Genomic DNA, 19,097 nt, shown 5'->3' with positions numbered 1-19,097 from the left:
AAAACAACGGAGAACAGCAATGAACTGGAAATCACTTACACTTACGGCACTGCTGGCCGGCGCATCGGCCATCTCGCCGGCCAGGGCGGATCAGCTCGACACGATCATGTCGGCCAAGACCCTGCGTTGCGCCACCTTTGCCGACGTGCCTCCCTTCGCCTCACCTGATCCGGCAACCCGCGAAATGGCAGGCTTCGACGTTGACCTGTGCCATGCGATAGCCGCCGAACTCGGCGTCAAGGCCGAAGTGAAGCCTGTCTCGGTTGAGGCGCGCGTGCCGGAGGTCAAGCTCGGACGGGTCGACATCACGGTCGCCAACCTGGCCTACACGCTCAACCGTGCAGAGCAGATCCAGTTCAGCGATCCTTATTATCTTGCGAAAGAAATGCTGATCGTTCCAGCCGACGATGCCGGCCAGAAGAAGTCCGATTACGAAGGCCAGCGCATCGCCTCGACCAAGGGTTCGACCTCGGAAATGTCGATCAAGCTCAACAAGTCCGAGCCCCTGACCTTCCAGGATACAGCGTCTGCCTATCTCGCGGTACAGCAGGGCAAGGCGCGCGGAATGGTGGCCAATACCATGACGACGACCAAGTTCGTCAACGAATCCAAGACCAAGGGCAAAGAGATGCGGATGATCCCGGACCCGATGCTGTTCCAACCGATCGGCATCGGCATGGCCAAGGACAACCCGGCCTTGACCGCCAAGATCAACGAAGTGCTGCGCAAGCTGGATACGTCTGGCGAAATCAACAAGATCTGGGACAAATGGCTTGGTCCGGACACCGAATACAAGATGACGCGCGCCGACAAGGTTGTGCCGCTGTCCGAACTGAAGTTCGACCCGATCCCCTAACGCTGAAGGGCTTTAGCCCGCAGCGATCACAACTGAAGAAACAAGAGTGACAGAAGGCGGCGGGATGTGCCCGCCGCCGGTCCAACCGTGGGAAAAATCCAGTGATCCACATCAAAGACATCGCCGAACGGCCAGCCCAGGCCGATATCGACGCCCTTGCCAAATTCTCGCCTGCAACGATCCATGAAGCCCAGGGTCGTCGCGGCGCATTGTCCTCGCGCCTGAAGCCCGTGGACTACCGCATGAAGCTGTGTGGCCCGGCCTTCACGGTCAAATGCGCCCCGCGCGACAACATCATGCTGCAGCTTGCCATCAATTATGCCAAGCCCGGCGATATCATCGTCGTGTCGGCTGGCGAATACGAAGAAGCCGGATCCTTCGGCGATGTGCTCGCCAATGCCTGCCTTGCCAAGGGCATCGGTGGTTTGGTGACCGATACTGGCGTGCGCGATACGCTGCAGCTACGTGACCTCGGCTTCCCGGTCTTCTCGCTCAGCGTCTGCATCAAGGGTACCGTCAAGGAAACCATTGCTGCGGTGAACGATTCCATCATCGTCGGCGGAGAAACAATCCATCCCGGTGACATCATCGTTGGCGATGCCGATGGACTGGTGGTCGTGCGCCGCGAGGACGTCCAGGATGCGGCCAAGCTTTCGCAGGCCAGGGAAGATGCCGAGGCCGGTTTTATCGAAGCTTACAAACAGGGCAAATCGGTGATCGAAGTCAGCAATCTCGAAGCGGTTCTGAAAGCAAAGGGCCTGGTCGTCGATATCTGAACTTGTGAAACCAGCCTATTGCTGGCGGCTCTTAGCCATAACGCCGACCTTTGCGCGTGCGATGTCGGAGCTTGCGGCGATAGCAAGGCAGGCTGAATTCAATCCACCTGCTCTCTGCTTCTGTGTCCGGCAACGAGCCTGCACATGCGGGCTTAGTTGAGTTGCCCCTGGCGTCGACGAAACTGCCTTCTCCCACTCGAATCCAATCGGCCAATTCAGGCGCGAACCGACGAGTACCGGCTCTTATGAATCTACTGATTGGCGGATCTGGTTTCGAGTGTCGGGTTCAGTCGATGAGGCGACTTTGCGCCAGAATGTCACAATTCAACTGTGCCTCTGGTTGGCTCCGTCGGCCGGCATCATCAGCAAAGAAAGCCCCGCCTTCCGGCGGGGCTTGCAATAGGGGAGGTCCGCCACATCTGGCGTTTCAACAGACTGACGTACTTGGCCCATGTTTAGTAGCCTAAAAAATCATCGACAATTAGAGGCTGTGAACAGTGTTGTTGCTGGGGCGCTTGCCCTTGGCGGTTAGCCCATAAAGTCCGCTGCCTACCTGTGCTGAACGCGCATCTTTTCCTGTGTCTATCCAACGATCGGCTTCAGCGTCCAGTCACCAGTCACCAGTCACCAGTCTTGAATCCCCACCAGACCTAGCCCGCTGCGGGATTGGGCGGGTGTGGCGGACCAGGAGGAATTGAGCTTAGAATTTCTGGCGAAAGCAAAATTGCCCAATGCGCCAATCTCATTGCTTGGTCGCGACGCGGGGTGCAACGACCGATTTCTGGCGGAGTTGTACTAGTCCGGTCTGCATGCGACCGTGTTTCCCGCAGTCAGGGAAATGTCGATTATATCGACTGAAGGATCTGAGCCGATTGGCGGGGTTGCGAGAGCGGCTGTCGCTGCCCTGCGGCCGATCTCCATGAGCGGCACCTCGATGGTCGTCAGTCGTGTCGTGAGGGAATGGGGCAGCGCTGTCCCGTTGAATCCGTTGACCGAGACTGTTTGGGGAACGGCGATTGAGGCCTCATTCATGAAGCGCAGGCCGCCGATGGCCATGGCGTCGTTGAGGTAGTGTATGGCTTGCGGGGGCTCATCCTGCTCGATCAGTCGTTTGGTCAGAAAGTATCCGGTTTCCGCCGAGCGCGACAGGTTGCCATCTGTAAGTTGCCGCAGGGTAGCGCCAGTTGCAGACAACGCTTGCGAAAATCCTTCGAGCCGGCAGGCCGCGCAGAGATCCCGGTCGAGCTGTGATCCGATATAGGCGCAGCGGGTGAGGCCGGCATCAAGGAAGACCTGGGCTGCCAATTGGCCCGCTCTCCGATGGGAGAGGCCGACTGTGGCGTCGAGGTCCGGACGGTCGCCGTCCCAGAGATGCACAGCGCGGATGCCGGAGCGGCGCAACAGGCGCGTAGTGCGCTCATCACGCGCTAGGCCTCCCGTCAGGATCAGGGCGGCCGGCTTCATCGTCAGCATCATGTGCACGATGCGCAACTCGATTTCGGGATCGAAAAAGCTTTCTCCGATGAAAGCTGTGTAGTTCCGGCCGTTCAGAACCCCGTTTATCCCGGCCAGCACGCCAGCATAGACCTGATCTCCGATGGAGGGGATGACGATGCCAATCAGGGAACTCGTTTGGGACGACAGTGCCCCTGCCAGCCGATTGGGAACATAACCGAGTTCGTCGGCGATCTGTGTCACACGCGCGCGCGTTTCGGCTGCAATGCGGCCTGTTCCGCGAATGACTTTCGAGACCGTCATACTGCTCACGCCGGCCGCCTTGGCCACGTCGGCGATCGTGATCGTGCGCGAGAAATGTGGGTCTTGACTCATCACAATGTTATCGATACCAATTTGGGTTAACGATAACCCAATGGCGGGTTAAGCGCAACGAGTCTTCGGGGAGGAGGATCTCATGCGACGTTTTATCCACGCGTTCTGGTCGATGATCGATATACTGATGGCGGTCATACTCGCGGCCATGATTGCTCTCGTCTTTGCCAATGTAGTCCTGCGCTACGGCTTTTCGTCGGGCATACGACAATCCGTCGAACTGGCGCGATTGTGGTTCGTCTGGATCGTCATGCTGGGAGCCGCAGTGGTCTTGCGCCGCGGCGAGCATCTCGCCGTTGCCGAGTTCTCCGAAGCGCTAATGCCAAGGGTTGTGCCGATCCTGCGCCGCCTCTGCTGGATCGTGGTGATGGTTGCTGTCGGCATGTTGTTCATCGGTGCGCTCAACCAGACGATCGCGAACTGGAACAATATCTCGCCGTTGACGGGACTTCCGTCCGGCCTCTTTTATCTCTCCGGTGTCGTTTCGGCCGTCTTGATGGCCTCGATTGCCGTCGTTCGTTTCATCGATCCGATGAGCATCGATGCCCGCTTTCCGGAGGATACCAAGGAATGACACTTATCCTGTTCCTCGGCGTTTTGTTCGTCGCGATCCTTGCGGGTCTTCCCGTCGCCTTCGCCCTCCTGCTTTCCGCCATGGCACTAATGCTGCATCTGGGCACGTTCAGCCCGGATATCCTGGCACAGGGGCTAATAAACGGCGTGGACAGCTTTCCGCTGCTTGCCATTCCGTTCTTCCTCGTGGCCGGCGAAGTCATGTCAAAGGGTGGGCTGTCGGAGCGTATCGTCCGACTCGCGATGACGCTTGTCGGTCACAAACGTGGTGGCCTCGGTTATGTCGCCATCCTGACCGCAATCGTCTTGGCCGGACTATCCGGATCAGCCGTTGCGGATGCCGCGGCCCTGGTCGCGATCCTCTATCCGATGATGCGAAAGGCCGGCTATCCCGAGGGCCGCAGTCTGGGCTTGCTGGCATCGGGTGGCATCATTGCGCCGATCATTCCTCCATCCCTTCCGCTGATCCTCATCGGCGTTGCCGGCAACATCTCGATTGCCAAGCTGTTCATGGCCGGCATCGCGCCGGGATTGATGATGGGGCTGACGCTCATGACGGTCTGGTCTTTCATCATGCGCAACGAACAGATCGAAACCCTTCCAAAGGCGAACGGAAAGGAACGGTTGGCAGCGCTGAAGGACGGTATCTGGGCGCTCATCCTGCCGGTTATCATCATCGGTGGCATACGCTCCGGCGCCTTCACACCGACCGAAGCTGCGGTGGTGGCCGCTGTCTACGCGATCATTGTTTCCACCTTCGTCTATCGCGCCCTGACCTGGAAGATCCTTCTCGAAGTGCTGGTGACGGCCGGTCGCTCGACCGCCATGGTCATGTTCCTCGTCGGTGCAGCCATGGTCGCCGCCTGGCTGATCACAGTGGCTCAACTTCCACAACAGCTGGCAGAAATGCTTGAGCCCCTCATCGACAGTCCGCGACTCCTGATGCTGGTGATCATGCTGATCGTGCTTGCCGTCGGCATGGTGATGGACCTGTCTCCCACCGTTTTGATCCTGGTGCCACTGTTCATGCCGGTGGTGAAGCTGGCGGGTATCGATCCGGTCTATTTCGGGCTGATGTTCATCCTCAACTGCTCGATCGGCCTCCTGACCCCGCCGGTCGGCACCGTCCTCAACGTGATCTGCGGGGTTGGCCGCGTGCCGATGAGCGTGGCTGTGCGCGGTGTGTTGCCATTTATTCTCGCCTATGCAGCGCTGCTCGGCCTTTTCATCATATTTCCACAACTCATCACCGTTCCCGCCAACTTCCTTGGCGGCTGAGACTTCACAACAGGGAGGAGCCTGACATGAAAATTCTGAAAGTGCTTGGACTGGCAACCGCAATCATATTTACCGGCGTTTTGGCTCATGCCGAGACAGAACTGAAACTTGCCCATGCTGCCCCCGATACCGATCTGCAACAAATCCTCTCGGTGTTCTTCAAAGAGCAGGTGGAAGCGCGCACGAACGGATCGGTCAAGGTCACCATCTTCCCCCAGGGGCAGCTCGGCAACGACCAGGCGATGATCGACGGTGCCCGTTCCGGCATCATCGACGTCGTAATGACGGGCCTCAACAACTTGACCGGACTGGTGCCGGATGCCGGTGCATTCGAACTTCCCTTCATGTTTCCCAACCGGGAGCTGGCCTACAAGGTTCTCGATGGTGAGGTCGGCCAAGGCGTTTCGGCTCAGTTCACCCAGCATGGCCTGAAAATGCTCGGCTATCCGGAAAACGGATACCGCAACATGACCAACAATCGCGGCCCGATCCGCGTGCCGGCGGATGTCTCCGGGCTCAACATGCGCGTCAACAACTCCAAGGCGCTGAACGACATGTTCGCAGCGCTCGGCGCCAATCCGACGCAGTTGCCGGTCGCCGAACTTTACACGGCGCTCGAGACGGGTGTGGTCGATGCGCAGGATCATCCGATCGGCATCGTCCTGTCCTTCAAGTTCAACGAAGTGCAGAAATATCTGAGCCTGACGCAGCATGCCTATTCCGCGCTCGCACTTGCCATCAACGATGCCAAGTTCAACGGGATGACGGCTGAAGAGCAGAAAGTGATCCTGGATGTGGCTGCGGAGGCCATCGCCATGCAGCGCAAGCTTGCACAGGAGAAAGAGGCTTCTATGATCGCTGAGTTGCAGGCAGGCGGCATGGAGGTCAATACTGACGTGGATGCCGCCGCCTTCCAAGCCGCGGTCAAGTCGGTCTGGGATGGCTATACCGCCGCGAATGGCGATGCAGTCGTCAATGCAGTGCTGGCAACGCAGAAGTAACTTCTGGACGATGGTTCAATGCAAGGGGCGCACAGGCTGCGCCCCTTTTCCATGCGCTTAAGGCGTTGATTTGCGCCGCATCAGGATGGGTTCAAGGGCAATGGTCGCGGTGTCTGCCTGCCGGCCATCGAGCACATCGAGAATGAGCTGGGCTGCCTGTTTGCCGATTTCGCGTGGCAGAGGGTTGATCGTGGTCAGTGACGGCACACAGATCCCGGCGATCTCGTAATCGCCGAACCCGGCGACCGCGATCTTTCCGGGGACATTGACGCCACGTCTCTGGCATTCCGTCAGGGCGCCGAAGGCGGAGAGGTCGGAGACGCAGATGACAGCCTGGGTATCCGGCAACGTGTCGAGCAGTCGGCCCATGGCGTCGGCGCCTTCTCTCATCGATATCGGCGGCGTTCCTGCAGCGATCAGCCGATTTGGGTCCAGACCGTGAGCCTGCATGGCCGCGATGAAGCCGGCGCGGCGATCCGTGCCGCGGGTGTCTCGGTCGGCATCGCCGCCGATGAAGGCAATCCGCGTAGTGCCGAGCGAGACGAAGTGGTCGACCATGGAGCGTACAGCGGCGGCGTTGGAAAAGCCGACGACATGACCCACCGGCTCGTCGGGCAAATCCCAGGTCTCGATGACAGGTATGCCGGCATTCTCAAGCAGCCTTCGCGCACGAGGTGTGTGTCGTCCACCGGTGACGACGATCGCTTCCGGGCGGCGGCGAAGCAGTTGTTCGATCAGCCGCTCTTCTTCCTGAATATCGTAGTCGGTGTAACCGAGCAGGATCTGCAGCCCGCGTTCCTTCAGCCCCTCCGACAATCCCCGCACAGTGTCGGCGAAGTTGGCGTTGTTGATCGACGGGATCGTCACGGCAACAAAATCCGTGCGCTGTGAACGCAGGTTCGAGGCAGTGCTGTCGAAGACGTAACCGAGCGTGTCGGCTGCTTCCAAGATGGCGCTGCGTGTCGCGTCGCTGACCGATGTGTCACGCTTGAAGGCTCGGCTGACCGTCATGGGTGAAACGCCCGCGAGGCGGGCGACGTCGGCCATGGTCGGTGCTTTGCGGGGCGTGCTCATACCATTTTGTTATCGTTATCTTTGGCGAAAATCCAGTCTCGCCGAAAGAACCTTACAGGGGTTCGTATTCGTGAGCCGTTGTGACGTGATGATGGATCTTGCCGGTAAAGAAACGTGCCAGCACGGCCTCGGTCGCAGCTCTTGCCTCGCTGCGAACGGGACTTGCAAGGGCGAGGTCCACGCTCGGAAGGTCGGGATAGCTGATGGCGAGGATCATCGGATACTCCGGTGCGCCCTCATCGCGGCTTTCGGAGAAGGTGACGCGGACCGAAAGTGCGCCTGGAAAGGCTCGCCATTTCGGCAGGATCTCTGCGAGCACGGCGGCTCGGAACGCCTCAGTCTGGCCTTCTTGAATCTGACCATCGAAAAGTGCGTAGCGGGTGATCATGGGGCAAGCTCCTTGTTGGGTCCCTTGAAATATTCCATCAGTGCGGCCTGGTCCTCGCCGCCGAGGCCGGCAGCTGTCAGCATGCGGTGGACTTCCGCGCAGATGGCTGTCAGCGGCATTGAGGTATTGCTCAGCCTTGCCAGATCCTGTGCCGCGTTGAGGTCCTTGACCATATTGTCGATGCGACCGGTGCGGCGGTAATCTCTGGCGGCAAAGCGCGGCATGTATTCCTGCAGCAGTGCGCTGTCGGCGCGGCCACCTTTGAGCGCCTGCGGGATCTTCTCGACATCGACGCCGGCTGCTTCGGCAAGGGCGGTTGCCTCTGCGACGGCAAGGAAGCCGAGGCCGCAAAGCACCTGGTTGATCATCTTGGTTGTCTGTCCTGCACCCGCGCCGCCCATATGGGTCTGGTTGCCGGCGAGCTTCGACAGGATGGCTTGCGTTTCCTGCGCATCTGCCTGCGCGCCACCCTGCATCAGGGTCAATTGGCCGATCGCGGCCTTCGGAATGCCGCCGGACAGAGGGCTGTCCACCCAGCGCAAGCCACGGGTCGCGCCTTCTGTCGCGAGCGCTTTTGTCGTCTCCGGATCGATCGAGGACATGTCTATGATCAGTGTGCCGGGCTTGGCCCCTTCGGCAACGCCCTGTGGCCCGAAGACGGCTGCGCGGACGATGGCCGCGGAATTCAGCGACAGAATGACGGCCTTCGCCTGGTGCGCGGCATCCGCGGCGGACGAGGCCGCCACGGCGCCCTTGGCAACAAGGGCGGCGATTTTTTCAGGGTCTCGGTCGTAGACGATCAGATCCGTCCCGGTTTCGGCAAGGCGGGCGCCGATGGCACCGCCCATGGCGCCGGCCCCGATCAAGGCGATCTTGTTGGTCATTGTGGGCTTCCTCCGAGATGGGACAGGACCTGTCCGACGATGGCGTCCATCGATTGATCTATCGTCACTTCGAGAGCCTCGTCCGGTCCCGGTCGCTCCAGGGTGGCGAACTGGCTGTCGAGGAGTGACAGGGGCATGTAGTGGCCGGCGCGGGAGGCCATGCGGGATGCGATGAGATCTCGGTCTCCCGCCAGGTGGACGAATGTCACGGGGCCGCAAGCTCCTGCGCGGATGCGGTCTCTGTAGGCGCGGCGCAGTGCCGAGCATCCAATGATCAGCGGCGCGTCACTCTTGAGCGTATTGGCGATCCGATCGAGCCAAGGCCAGCGGTCGTCATCGTCAAGCGGAATACCTGCCCGCATCTTCTCGACCGCCTCGGGGCTGTGGAGGTCATCGCCATCCCCGTAGGGAATTTGGAGCTGTTTGGACAGTGCTGCGCCAACGGTCGACTTGCCGCAGCCCGCCACGCCCATGATGACCACACGCAAGTTCATAGCGATGCCGTGATCCCGCCGTCGACATAGAGGATATGTCCGTTGACGAAGCTGGATGCGTCAGAGGCTAGGAAGATACAGGCGCCCTGCAGCTCTTCGACTTTGCCCCAGCGGCCGGCCGGTGTGCGTTTTTCGAGCCAGGCCGAGAAGGTCGGATCAGCAACCAACGCTGCATTCAGCGGCGTGTCGAAATAGCCGGGCGCGATCGCGTTGCAGTTCAGGCCGTGCTTGGCCCAGTCGGTTGCCATGCCCTTGGTCAGGTTGCCGACCGCGCCCTTGGTCGCGGTGTAAGGGGCAATAGACGGGCGGGCGAGCGCAGTCTGGACGCTGGCGATATTGATGATCTTGCCGCGACCGCGGCCGATCATGTGGCGGGCAACGGCTTGGCCGACATGGAAGACGCTGGCGATATTGGTCTGCAGCAGACGTTCAAAGGCGTCGGCGGGGAAGTCTTCGAGTGGCGCGCGATGCTGCATGCCGGCATTGTTGACGAGGATGTCGATTGCTTTGCCGGAGGCCTCGTAGGCATCGACGGCCGCGCGCACAGCATTGTGGTCCGTCGCATCGAAAGCCAGCTGGTCCGCGCCCTCGATCCGTGCGGCCGCATCCTTGAGTTTCGTCGCGTCACGACCGTTGAGGACGATCTCAGCACCGGCGGCCTTCAGACCCTCTGCCAGCGCAAAGCCGATCCCTTGCGAGGATCCCGTAATCAGAGCGCGCTTGCCCTTCAGGTCGAACAGGTTCAGTGCCACGGTTTACTCCCTTCAGTTTCGCTCTCGACAAGCGTCAGATGATTTGTATATGTTATCGATAACAATCGAAAGTCAAGCATCCCTGGGGAGAGACATCATGACCAAGCCCGATATCCTGCAGATGGGTCCATACCCGGACTGGGACCAGATGCCATTGGAACAGAATTTTCATATGCATCGCTATTTCGAAGCCAGCAACAAGGCTGGTTTTCTGGCTGAGGTCGGTCCGAAGATCCGGGGAATCGCGACCCGCGGTGAACTCGGCGCGAATGCCTCCGTCATTGCGGCTTGCCCCAATCTCGAAGTCATTTCGGTCTATGGCGTCGGCTTCGATGCGGTCGATCTCGCAGTCTGCCGAGAGCGTGGAATCCGGGTGACAAACACGCCCGACGTTTTGACCAATGATGTGGCGGACCTGGGTGTCGCGATGATGCTCGTCCAGTCGCGCGGGATGATCGGGGCGGAGAGCTGGGTCAAGGACGGGTCCTGGGCTACGAAGGGTCTCTATCCACTAAAGCGTAGGGTCTGGGGGCGCCGGGCAGGGGTGCTCGGTCTCGGACGCATCGGCTTCGAGGTCGCCAAACGGCTCGCCGGCTTCGACATGGAGATCGCCTATAGCGATGTCTCGGCCAAGGATTTCGCCAAAGAGTGGGAATTCGTCGCTGATCCTGTGGCACTTGCCGCGCGCTCCGACTTCCTCTTCGTCACGCTCGCCGCTTCTGTCGCGACCCGCCATATCGTCGGGCCAAAGGTGATCGATGCGCTAGGACCCGAGGGCATGCTCATCAATATCAGCCGCGCCTCGAATATCGACGAGGAGGCCCTGATCGAAGCGCTCGAAACCGGCAAGCTCGGGTCGGCGGCACTCGATGTTTTCGAAGGTGAGCCCAACCTCAATCCACGATTCCTCACTTTGCCGAACGTGCTCCTCCAGCCGCATCATGCCAGCGGTACGTTGGAAACCCGTCAGGCCATGGGCAAGCTCGTCCGTGACAATCTCACCGCGCATTTTGCCGGTGAAGCCCTCCTCACCCCGGTGCTCTGATGAAAGCCATCGTCATTCATGCCGCCCGTGATCTCCGGATCGAAGACCGTCCCGTCGAGGAACCCCAGGCAGGGCAGCTTCGCTTGAGCCTCGCCACTGGCGGGATTTGCGGTTCGGACCTCCACTACTATAATCACGGCGGCTTCGGCGCAGTGCGGTTGAAGGAGCCCATGATCCTTGGCCACGAAGTCTCAGCCCGTGTTGAGGCCATCGGGCCCGGTGTCTCCGGCTTTGAGATCGGGCAGCTTGTGGCCATTTCGCCCTCTCGGCCCTGCGGCCAGTGCCGCTACTGTGCGGAAGGGCTGCAGAACCAATGCCTCAACATGCGCTTTTACGGCAGCGCCATGCCCTTCCCGCACATCCAGGGGGCTTTCCGCGAAAGCCTTGTGGCGGAGGCCTATCAATGCGTCGACGCTACCGGTCTTTCTGCCGGTGAAGCGGCGATGGCCGAACCGCTGGCCGTGACCCTGCATGCCACGACGAGGGCGGGCAGCCTGTTCGGCAAGCGTGTGCTCGTGACAGGCTGCGGACCGATCGGTGTGCTCTGCATCCTTTCGGCGCGCCGGGCCGGGGCAGCCGAAATCGTCGCGACCGATCTTTCCGATTTCACCCTCGGGCTGGCGGCTAAGGTCGGTGCCGACCGCGTGATCAACACGGCGAAGGAGCCGGATGCTCTGTCTTCCTCTGCGGGCGACAAGGGCACCTTCGATGTGCTCTACGAGTGCACGGGCGTTGCCGCAGCACTTGCAGGTGCCATTCCGGCGCTCAGGCCGCGGGGCATCATCCTGCAGCTTGGTCTGGGTGGCGACATGACGCTGCCGATGATGGCGATCACGGCCAAAGAGCTCGAACTGCGTGGTTCCTTCCGCTTCCATCAGGAGTTTGCGATCGGTGTCGAGCTGATGCGCAAGGGGTTGATCGACGTACGGCCGCTGATCACGCATACGGTATCATTGGCTGAGGCTGAAAAGGGCTTTCTACTGGCTTCGGATCGAAGCCAGGCGATGAAGGCGCAGATCGACTTTTCGGCCTGAATGCCAAGATCGTCCAGGGAGGAGTTTCATCCATGTCGTTTTTCGAAGTCATCGATCCGGTCTTTGCCACCTATGTGCTAGGCAATGCACCGGTGAAGCGGCTCGCGACCGGGTTTGACTGGGTGGAGGGGCCCGTCTGGTTCGGCGATGCCGGCTGCCTTTTGTTTTCCGACATTCCCAACAACCGCATCGTCCGCTGGAGCGAGGATGGCGTGACCACTTATCGCCAGCCCTCGAACTATGCCAACGGCCACACCCGGGACCGCCAGGGTCGGCTCGTCAGCTGCGAGCATGGAACGCGCCGGGTAACGCGGACCGAATGGGACGGATCGATCACGGTCATCGCCGACAGTTATCAGGGCAAACGCCTCAACAGTCCGAACGATGTCATTGTCGCGCCGGATGGTGCAATCTGGTTCAGCGATCCGCATTACGGGATTATGACGGATTACGAGGGGGCGAAGGCAGAGCAGGAGCTGCCCTGCTCGGTCTATCGTATCTCGCCGGATGGCAGGATCGAGGCCGTGATTACCGACATGCAGGGACCGAACGGCCTCGCCTTCAGCCCGGATGGCAGCCGTCTCTATGTTGCTGACACCGGGCGGATGTTCTCCGCCGATCCGCAGCATATCCGGGTCTTCGACATGGTCGAAGGCCGACCTGTCAATGGCCGTGTCTTCCATGTGATCACGTCGGGGTGCGCAGACGGTATGCGGGTCGACAGTGACGGAAATCTCTGGTCATCAGCGGCCGACGGCGTGCACTGCATCGCGCCTGATGGCCATCTGATGGGCAAGATCCTGGTGCCGGAAATGGTGTCTAACATCTGCTTTGGCGGCCACTCGAAGAATCGCCTGTTCATTGCGGCGACCACGAGCCTCTATTCGGTCGTCCTCAACCGACGCGGCATCCAGACACCGTAAAGCCGGCCTGGTCCATCGCTTCAAACTGTCTCGCCCGGGACGAGGCGCGTTGGGACGAATGTGATGGTTTGCACAGGTTCGCCTTTCAGCTTGGCGACCAGTGCCTCTGCTGCAGCCTTGCCGATGCTGGTCGTTGGCACCACGGTCGTGGTCAGGCGCTTCTGCAGAATGGAGGCTGCCTCCATGCCGCCCCAGCCCGCAATGCCGATATCCTCGGGTACACTCAGGCCGCGCGATTGGCAGAAGGCAAGGCCGCCGATTGCCATTTCATCATTGTGGAAATAGACGACGTCGAAGTCGTTCCTTCGGCTGAGTAGCGTTTCCAAGCCGTAATAACCCGCGTAGAAACCCGGCGCATCGTGCAGCATTTCGGCATCGACAAGGGGATGTCCGGCACGACCGAACGCGTCACGAAACCCTTCGAAGCGGGCCTGTCCCATCACGTCGGAGCGGGCGAGCGCGCCGACATAGCCGGCCTTGCGGCGACCGCGTGCCAAAAGATGGCGGGCCATTTCGGCGCCGCAATCAGCATGGGAAAAGCCGACCGCCATGTCGATTGGGCTCGTCGTCAGATCCCAGATCTCGACCACCGGTATTGCTGCGCTGCGCAGGAGCTCGATCGTGCCAGGGGTATGGTGGCGACCGGAGAGAATGAGGCCCGCCGGACGCCAGCTTGCCACCTGTCGGATCCAGGCCTCTTCCTCCAGCATTGAGTGATCATTGGCGCCGATGATCAGCTGGTAGCCGAGGCGACCCAGTGCCCGGTCCACGCCGTCGAGTACATGGCCGAACAGGCCCGATGTCAGGCGAGGGACGCACATGCCGACGAGGGTTTCGGCCTGATCGGAGCCGAAGGCCGCCGCAAGCCGGTTCGGGACGTAGCCCAGTCGCTCGGCGATCTCCATAACCTTCCGCCTTGTCTGGTCGGAAAAGCCGGATCCATCGCGAAGAACGCGACTGACCGTCATCTTCGATACGCCGGCGGCGCGGGCGATGTCTTCGAGGTTGGCCTTCATCGAGGACTCCGTCCTTGCGAAACGGCGCTGATGCTAGAGTTCATGTTATCGATAACTTTTTTCTTGACTCGGCAAATGATGCAAGTACGTTAGTTACGTTACCGGTAAACCTGACGCAAGATCTGGAGCCGGCATGGGAGGAGACATAGTATGCAACCGTCCGCAGACGGCCTGCTTTTCGATCGCATTGTGAAATCCTTTGGTGGGACGCAGGCCCTCAAGGGTGTTTCGCTGAAGGTCGAGCGTGGCGAAATCGTTGCCCTGCTTGGCGAGAACGGAGCCGGCAAATCGACGCTCATCAAGGTCCTCGGCGGCATCCACCGCCCCGACGAGGGCGGCGTCTTCATTGAAGGCGTGCCTTACGCCCATGAGACCGGCAAGTCCGGCGGCCAGAAGGTCGCCTTCATCCATCAGGATCTCGGTTTGATCGACTGGATGAGTGTTGCCGAAAACATCGCCCTGTCGCTTGGCTATGTGAAGAAGGGCCGTCGGATCGACTGGTCCGCGACCGAAGCTTTGGCCGACAAAGCGCTGTCACTGGTCGAAGCCGACTTTTCGGCGACCGCCCGGGTTTCCAGTCTCACTCGCACGCAAAAATCCTTGGTCGCCATTGCCCGGGCGCTGGCCGCCGATTGCGACTACCTTGTTCTCGACGAGCCGACCGCCAGCCTCCCGGCCGACGAAGTTGAGCGCCTGTTTGCGGCACTGCGCCCGCTGAAGGCCCGCGGTGTTGGCATGATCTATGTCAGCCACCGGCTGGACGAGATTTTCCGGATCGCCGATCGGGTCGCCGTTCTGCGCGATGGCCAGATGGTCGGGATGCGGGCTATTGAGCATACAACGCCGGAGGAACTGGTCGGCCTTATCGTCGGCAGGAAGGCACGGGAAATAGCCCGGCCGGCCATCCTGGAGGGGCCGTCCATCCTGAAGGTCGATGGCCTCGCGACCGGAGCCGTTGGTCCGGTCAGCTTCGAGATCCGACGCGGCGAGTTGCTCGGTCTCGCGGGCCTGCGCGGCGCCGGTCACGAGGATGTCGGCCGCGCCCTCTTCGGTCTCATCCCGCATGCGGGAAAGATCACGCTGAACGGCGTTGTGCCGGATTTGAATGACGCTGGTGCCGCCATGCGCTCGGGGATCGGTCTCGTTGCCCGTGATCGCGTCGCCGAAAGTGTCGCGCCGGGGCTCAGCATCCGCGAGAATGCGTTTCTTAATCCCTCTGCCACGGGGCGACGCCTCCTGAGCTTCCTATCTCCCCGTGCGGAAGATGAGGCCGCCCATGAACTCGGCCGGCGCGTGGGGCTCTCGCCCAATGACCCGACACTTGCCATCGAGGCGCTCTCGGGTGGCAATCAGCAGAAAGTCGTGGTGGGACGCTGGCTCGATTCCGGCCGCCGCCTGCTGATCGCGGAAGACCCGACTGCCGGTGTCGATGTCGGGGCCAAGGCTGAGATCTATCACCTTCTCTACCAGGCTCTCGCAAGCGGCATGGGCGTCCTCGTGGTGTCCACCGATTTCGAGGAGACTGCCAATATCTGCCATCGCGCGATCGTCTTCAGTCGCGGCCTGCCCGTGGCCGAATTGAGTGGCGTCGAACTGTCAACCGAATCCCTGATCCAGGCCGCATCGGCCGGTGAAGCCGCCTGAGGACCGCCATGCCCGGTATCCAATCCAACGCTGTTGAACCCACCAAGGACGAATTGCGGGGCCTGTCGCCCGGTCGCAAGCTCGTGCGCCTCGCGCCCACCTATGGTCTCGTCATCCTGATGTTCGGCCTGATCCTGCTGTTCTCGATCCTGTTGCCGACCACATTCCCGACCATGCTCAATGTCAGAGCCATCCTGTCCGACAAGGCGATCATCGCTCTTCTGTCCTTGGCGGCGATGATCCCCATGGTCGCCGGCCGTATCGATCTGACGGTCGGCTACGGCATCGTGCTCTGGCATATCCTGGCGATCAGCCTGCAGACGCTCTACGGCTTCCCCTGGCCGGTGGCCGTTGCCATCGTGCTGGTGCTCGGTGTCGTGATTGGCGCGCTCAATGGACTTCTGGTCGAGGTTGCGCGGATCGACAGCTTCATCGCAACCCTTGGCACGGGCACGATCCTGTACGCCCTCGCGCTCTGGCATACCGGCGGCCGCCAGATGGTCGGCGCGCTTCCAGATGCCTTCTATGCGATCAACGGCACTTTCGTTTTCGGCCTGCCGATCACCGCGCTCTACGTGCTGGTCATCACCGTCGTGCTCTGGGTTGCGCTGGAATACACCCCGATTGGTCGGTATCTCTATGCGATCGGCGCCAATCAGCGGGCGGCCGAACTCAACGGCATTCCGACGCGCAAGTTCGTTATCGGTGCCTTTGTCACGTCCGGTCTGATGACGGCGCTCGCGGGCGTCCTGCTCGCCTCGAAGCTGCGGATCGGCCAGGCCTCGGTCGGCCTCGAATTCCTGCTACCGGCGCTCGTCGGCGCCTTCCTAGGCTCCACTACTATCAAGCCCGGACGCGTCAATGTCTGGGGCACCATCGTCGGCGTGATGATCCTCGCCGTCGGTATTTCCGGTATCCAGCAATTCGGCGGCAGCTTCTGGGTGGAGCCGTTGTTCAACGGCATGACCCTGCTGATCGCCATCGGGATCGCCGGTTACGCGCAAAGAAAGAAAGGCGCGAAGTCCAAATAAGTCAATTCAGCTACTTTGGGAGGAAACCATGCTGAAGAGAGCCCTAGCCGTATCAATTCTGGCGCTGACGGCCGCCATGCCTGCCCATGCCGACGCGATTTCGGACGCGATGGCAGAGGTCCAGAAGTATGCCGGTGAAAAGACGACCTGGGACGGCCCGACCAGCGGCCCGACCGCGGCCGCTGCCAAGAAGGTCGTCGTGCTTGCAGCTGACATGAAGAATGGCGGCATTCTCGGCGTCACCAATGGCATCCAGGAAGCTGCGGCCAAGATCGGTTGGGAGGTTACCGTTCTTGATGGCGCCGGTTCCGTGCAGAGCCGAGCCGGCGCCTTTGGTCAGGCGCTTGCGCTGAAGCCCGATGGCATCATCATCAATGGCTTCGATGCCGTCGAACAGCAGGCAGCCCTCAAGCAGGCATGCGATGCAGGGATTCCGATGGTCAGCTGGCATGCCGGCCCGGTCATCGGGCCTGATCCGACCAATTGCCTCTTCGCCAATGTCTCGACCGATGCGATGGAAGTCTCGGCCGCTGCCGGGAAATGGGCCTTTGCGGATGCCGGTGGCAAGCCGGGCGTCGTGATCTTCACCGACTCGACCTATGCGATCGCGATTGCCAAGGCCGACAAGATCAAGGAGACGATCGAGAAGCTCGGCGGCACGGTGCTCGAATATGTCGACACCCCGATTGCCGATACCTCGAACCGCATGCCGACCCTGACGACCTCGCTTCTGCAGAAGTATGGTGCAAGCTGGACGCATGCGCTCGCGATCAACGACATCTATTTCGACTTTATGGGCCCGAGCCTGGCCGCTGCCGGCATTGCCGGTGACGGCGCACCCAAGGCAGTTGCAGCCGGTGACGGGTCGGAATCCGCCTATCAGCGTATTCGTTCGGGTCAGTATCAGGCGGTGACGGTGGCCGAGCCGCTCAACCTGCAGGGCTGGCAGCTGATCGACGAACTGAACCGTGCGGTCAGCAAGGTCGAATGGTCGGGCTACACCTCGCCACTGCATGTCGTCACAAAGGCGAACATCAGCTCCGATGGTGGTGACAAGAACATCTTCGATCCGGGCAATGGTTACCGCGACCAGTATGCCAAGATTTGGGGCAAGTAAGACTAGGCCCTTTGCGGCCGGCGCAACTCCTCTGTGCCGGCCGCATCAATCTCTATGAGAATAAGGACCGCGTGCATGAGCAACTTCTTTGAGCCTTCGGCTCAATTGACGGACAAAGGCGTGCTCGCCATGCTGCAGGCGGCGATCGACACTGCCGCTGCGATGGGACAGCCGCAATGCATCGTCGTGGTCGATCAGAGCGGAGTGGTGCTCGGGTCCTTCCGCATGAAGGGCGGGCGCTTTCTTTCCTTGAAGAGTGCACTTGCCAAGGCTCGGACCGCTGCCTCCATCAATGCGCCTTCGACGGCAATCCCAGAACAGGCACGTCTTCTGAATTCCGGGGCCACGCAGGGCGAGGTGACCGGGCTTAATGGTGGTCTGCCAATCCGCCTCAATGGAGTTCTCGTTGGCAGTATTGGCGTCGGCTCCGGAAGTGGCGATCAGAACGAAGAGGTGGCGCTCCCCAAGCGGTCGATGCTAGTGAAAATGCACCGTAGTTTGGGCTCGTGATCGCCGACGGCCTTCGATAGAGGTTAGACGCAGGCTGCACGGCACACCGGGTGCATTGGTGGGCTAGTCGCGCTGCTGGTTCCTCTGTGGAGTAAGCTTGTTTGGGGTATGGGATAAACTCCCTCGCCTCCGCTCATTCCTTTGAATCAGGAACCGCCGGCTATCGACTTCATGTGGCGTAACGTTGTCTCATATGTGAAATGGACTTCCCCAAGCGAAATCTCATCAACCTGTTTTCTGGACCACGATCACAAAAGCGATCTGCAGGTTGTAGGTCGGCATCTCATCAAGGCGAGCAATCCGCGGTCGGGATTATGCAGAGTATGGTCAAACAACGCCGAGAGAAGATGCTCGCGTGGATCGGCTCGATCGATGGAGCGCAACGTACCTTGGGCAGGGAACCGGATGCCAGCCTATCACGGCGGCTAGTCACAAGGATAATCGGACGGTTTCCATTGGAGAGCCACAGCTATGAGCAAGGGAACCCTATCTGCATCTCCTATATCTAGTTCCTATCGCAATCCCATCTAGCCGTGCCCCCATCGCGACTGACGCCATGCGCTTGGTGTTGTTCCTTCCCATGAGCGAAACGCCCGGTAGAACGAATTCGAGTCTTCGAAGCCGACGAGGTAGGCCACTTCATTGATTTCGATGGCGGGGTCCATGAGCAACCGTTGCACGACGTCCTGCCTGGCTTCCGTGAGAAGCTGGCGGAAATTCTTGCCTTCGTCCGTGATACGCCGCTGTAACGTTCTTTCGCTCATGCCCAGCTCGCGGGCGACATCGCCGAACTCCGGACGACCCGTGGCAAGTGCTCGCTTCAGCAAAACCTTCACCTGATCGCCGATTGAACTGTCTTCCTGGATCTCTT

At 60.6% G+C, this 19,097-nt stretch carries 20 protein-coding genes; 12 read left to right on the top strand and 8 right to left on the bottom strand.

The window, feature by feature from the left end:
* Nucleotides 1-19 precede the first annotated feature (19 nt).
* Together GVK95_RS05935 and GVK95_RS05930 are read left to right on the top strand one after the other, a co-directional pair.
* Nucleotides 20-856: an ABC transporter substrate-binding protein gene (locus GVK95_RS05935; RefSeq protein ID WP_159947568.1), complete on the top strand. Its 837-nt coding sequence runs from the start codon at nucleotides 20-22 to the stop codon at nucleotides 854-856.
* Between the two features lie 101 nt (nucleotides 857-957).
* Nucleotides 958-1,632 (top strand): 4-carboxy-4-hydroxy-2-oxoadipate aldolase/oxaloacetate decarboxylase, encoded by a 675-nt coding sequence (locus GVK95_RS05930; RefSeq protein ID WP_159947566.1) that lies wholly within the window; start codon nucleotides 958-960, stop codon nucleotides 1,630-1,632.
* A 795-nt stretch (nucleotides 1,633-2,427) separates the two neighbouring features.
* On the opposite strand, the gene GVK95_RS05925 is transcribed toward GVK95_RS05930, so the two are convergent.
* Entirely contained in the window at nucleotides 2,428-3,462 is a 1,035-nt protein-coding gene (locus GVK95_RS05925; protein ID WP_159947564.1) for a LacI family DNA-binding transcriptional regulator, read from the bottom strand.
* Nucleotides 3,463-3,544: 82 nt separating this feature from the next.
* Here GVK95_RS05925 and GVK95_RS05920 point away from each other — a divergent pair, with 82 nt between their 5' ends.
* From GVK95_RS05920 to GVK95_RS05910, 3 genes are read left to right on the top strand one after another with little or no spacing between them, the layout of a single operon-like run.
* On the top strand, nucleotides 3,545-4,036 hold the full coding sequence (locus GVK95_RS05920; protein ID WP_200844226.1) for a TRAP transporter small permease: 492 nt from the start codon (nucleotides 3,545-3,547) through the stop codon (nucleotides 4,034-4,036).
* Entirely contained in the window at nucleotides 4,033-5,313 is a 1,281-nt protein-coding gene (locus tag GVK95_RS05915; protein ID WP_159947562.1) for a TRAP transporter large permease subunit, read from the top strand. Before GVK95_RS05920 ends, GVK95_RS05915 begins: the two co-directional genes overlap by 4 nt.
* Before the next feature lie 26 nt (nucleotides 5,314-5,339).
* The gene (locus GVK95_RS05910; protein ID WP_159947560.1) at nucleotides 5,340-6,314 is read left to right on the top strand and encodes a DctP family TRAP transporter solute-binding subunit; all 975 of its coding nucleotides are present in this window, start codon (nucleotides 5,340-5,342) and stop codon (nucleotides 6,312-6,314) included.
* A 57-nt stretch (nucleotides 6,315-6,371) separates the two neighbouring features.
* Here GVK95_RS05910 and GVK95_RS05905 read toward each other — a convergent pair whose 3' ends face one another.
* From GVK95_RS05905 to GVK95_RS05885, 5 genes are read right to left on the bottom strand one after another with little or no spacing between them, the layout of a single operon-like run.
* Complete coding sequence (locus tag GVK95_RS05905; protein ID WP_159947558.1) at nucleotides 6,372-7,388, bottom strand: LacI family DNA-binding transcriptional regulator; 1,017 nt, start codon at nucleotides 7,386-7,388, stop codon at nucleotides 6,372-6,374.
* Between the two features lie 52 nt (nucleotides 7,389-7,440).
* Entirely contained in the window at nucleotides 7,441-7,776 is a 336-nt protein-coding gene (locus GVK95_RS05900) for a hypothetical protein (protein WP_159947556.1), read from the bottom strand.
* Complete coding sequence (locus GVK95_RS05895) at nucleotides 7,773-8,660, bottom strand: NAD(P)-dependent oxidoreductase (RefSeq protein WP_159947554.1); 888 nt, start codon at nucleotides 8,658-8,660, stop codon at nucleotides 7,773-7,775. The genes GVK95_RS05900 and GVK95_RS05895 overlap by 4 nt, the downstream gene beginning before the upstream one ends.
* Nucleotides 8,657-9,154, bottom strand: a complete 498-nt coding sequence (locus GVK95_RS05890; protein ID WP_159947552.1) for a gluconokinase — start codon at nucleotides 9,152-9,154, stop codon at nucleotides 8,657-8,659. Before GVK95_RS05890 ends, GVK95_RS05895 begins: the two co-directional genes overlap by 4 nt.
* On the bottom strand, nucleotides 9,151-9,906 hold the full coding sequence (locus GVK95_RS05885; RefSeq protein ID WP_159947550.1) for an SDR family oxidoreductase: 756 nt from the start codon (nucleotides 9,904-9,906) through the stop codon (nucleotides 9,151-9,153). The genes GVK95_RS05890 and GVK95_RS05885 overlap by 4 nt, the downstream gene beginning before the upstream one ends.
* A 97-nt stretch (nucleotides 9,907-10,003) precedes the next feature.
* On the opposite strand from GVK95_RS05885, the gene GVK95_RS05880 reads away from it, so the two are divergent.
* Genes GVK95_RS05880 through GVK95_RS05870 form a run of 3 tightly spaced genes read left to right on the top strand, consistent with a single transcriptional unit; the run spans nucleotide 10,004 to nucleotide 12,908 of the window.
* Nucleotides 10,004-10,951, top strand: a complete 948-nt coding sequence (locus GVK95_RS05880; RefSeq protein WP_159947548.1) for a 2-hydroxyacid dehydrogenase — start codon at nucleotides 10,004-10,006, stop codon at nucleotides 10,949-10,951.
* A complete protein-coding gene (locus GVK95_RS05875) occupies nucleotides 10,951-11,985 on the top strand; it encodes an L-idonate 5-dehydrogenase (RefSeq protein ID WP_159947546.1) in 1,035 nt (344 codons plus the stop codon). The genes GVK95_RS05880 and GVK95_RS05875 overlap by 1 nt, the downstream gene beginning before the upstream one ends.
* Nucleotides 11,986-12,017: 32 nt before the next feature.
* The gene (locus GVK95_RS05870; protein ID WP_159947544.1) at nucleotides 12,018-12,908 is read left to right on the top strand and encodes an SMP-30/gluconolactonase/LRE family protein; all 891 of its coding nucleotides are present in this window, start codon (nucleotides 12,018-12,020) and stop codon (nucleotides 12,906-12,908) included.
* 20 nt (nucleotides 12,909-12,928) lie between these two features.
* On the opposite strand, the gene GVK95_RS05865 is transcribed toward GVK95_RS05870, so the two are convergent.
* Nucleotides 12,929-13,924, bottom strand: coding sequence for a LacI family DNA-binding transcriptional regulator (locus GVK95_RS05865; protein ID WP_159947542.1), 996 nt, complete (start codon nucleotides 13,922-13,924; stop codon nucleotides 12,929-12,931).
* Nucleotides 13,925-14,074: 150 nt separating this feature from the next.
* Here GVK95_RS05865 and GVK95_RS05860 point away from each other — a divergent pair, with 150 nt between their 5' ends.
* The 4 genes from GVK95_RS05860 to GVK95_RS05845 all read left to right on the top strand — a co-directional run bounded on the left by GVK95_RS05860 (nucleotide 14,075) and on the right by GVK95_RS05845 (nucleotide 18,226).
* Nucleotides 14,075-15,568 (top strand): sugar ABC transporter ATP-binding protein, encoded by a 1,494-nt coding sequence (locus tag GVK95_RS05860; protein WP_159947540.1) that lies wholly within the window; start codon nucleotides 14,075-14,077, stop codon nucleotides 15,566-15,568.
* 8 nt (nucleotides 15,569-15,576) lie between these two features.
* A complete protein-coding gene (locus tag GVK95_RS05855) occupies nucleotides 15,577-16,599 on the top strand; it encodes an ABC transporter permease (RefSeq protein WP_159947538.1) in 1,023 nt (340 codons plus the stop codon).
* Nucleotides 16,600-16,627: 28 nt separating this feature from the next.
* Nucleotides 16,628-17,716, top strand: coding sequence for a substrate-binding domain-containing protein (locus GVK95_RS05850; protein WP_076398261.1), 1,089 nt, complete (start codon nucleotides 16,628-16,630; stop codon nucleotides 17,714-17,716).
* A 75-nt stretch (nucleotides 17,717-17,791) separates the two neighbouring features.
* Nucleotides 17,792-18,226 (top strand): heme-binding protein, encoded by a 435-nt coding sequence (locus GVK95_RS05845; RefSeq protein WP_159947536.1) that lies wholly within the window; start codon nucleotides 17,792-17,794, stop codon nucleotides 18,224-18,226.
* 527 nt (nucleotides 18,227-18,753) lie between these two features.
* On the opposite strand, the gene GVK95_RS05840 is transcribed toward GVK95_RS05845, so the two are convergent.
* The coding region (locus GVK95_RS05840) for a helix-turn-helix transcriptional regulator (RefSeq protein ID WP_159947534.1) at nucleotides 18,754-19,097 on the bottom strand (344 nt) is incomplete at its 5' end.

This window comes from Rhizobium sp. 18065, from assembly GCF_902706095.1.
GTDB lineage: Bacteria > Pseudomonadota > Alphaproteobacteria > Rhizobiales > Rhizobiaceae > Allorhizobium.
Note: the sequence above shows the minus strand (reverse complement) of the source record. Positions and strands in the feature narration are given on the sequence as shown.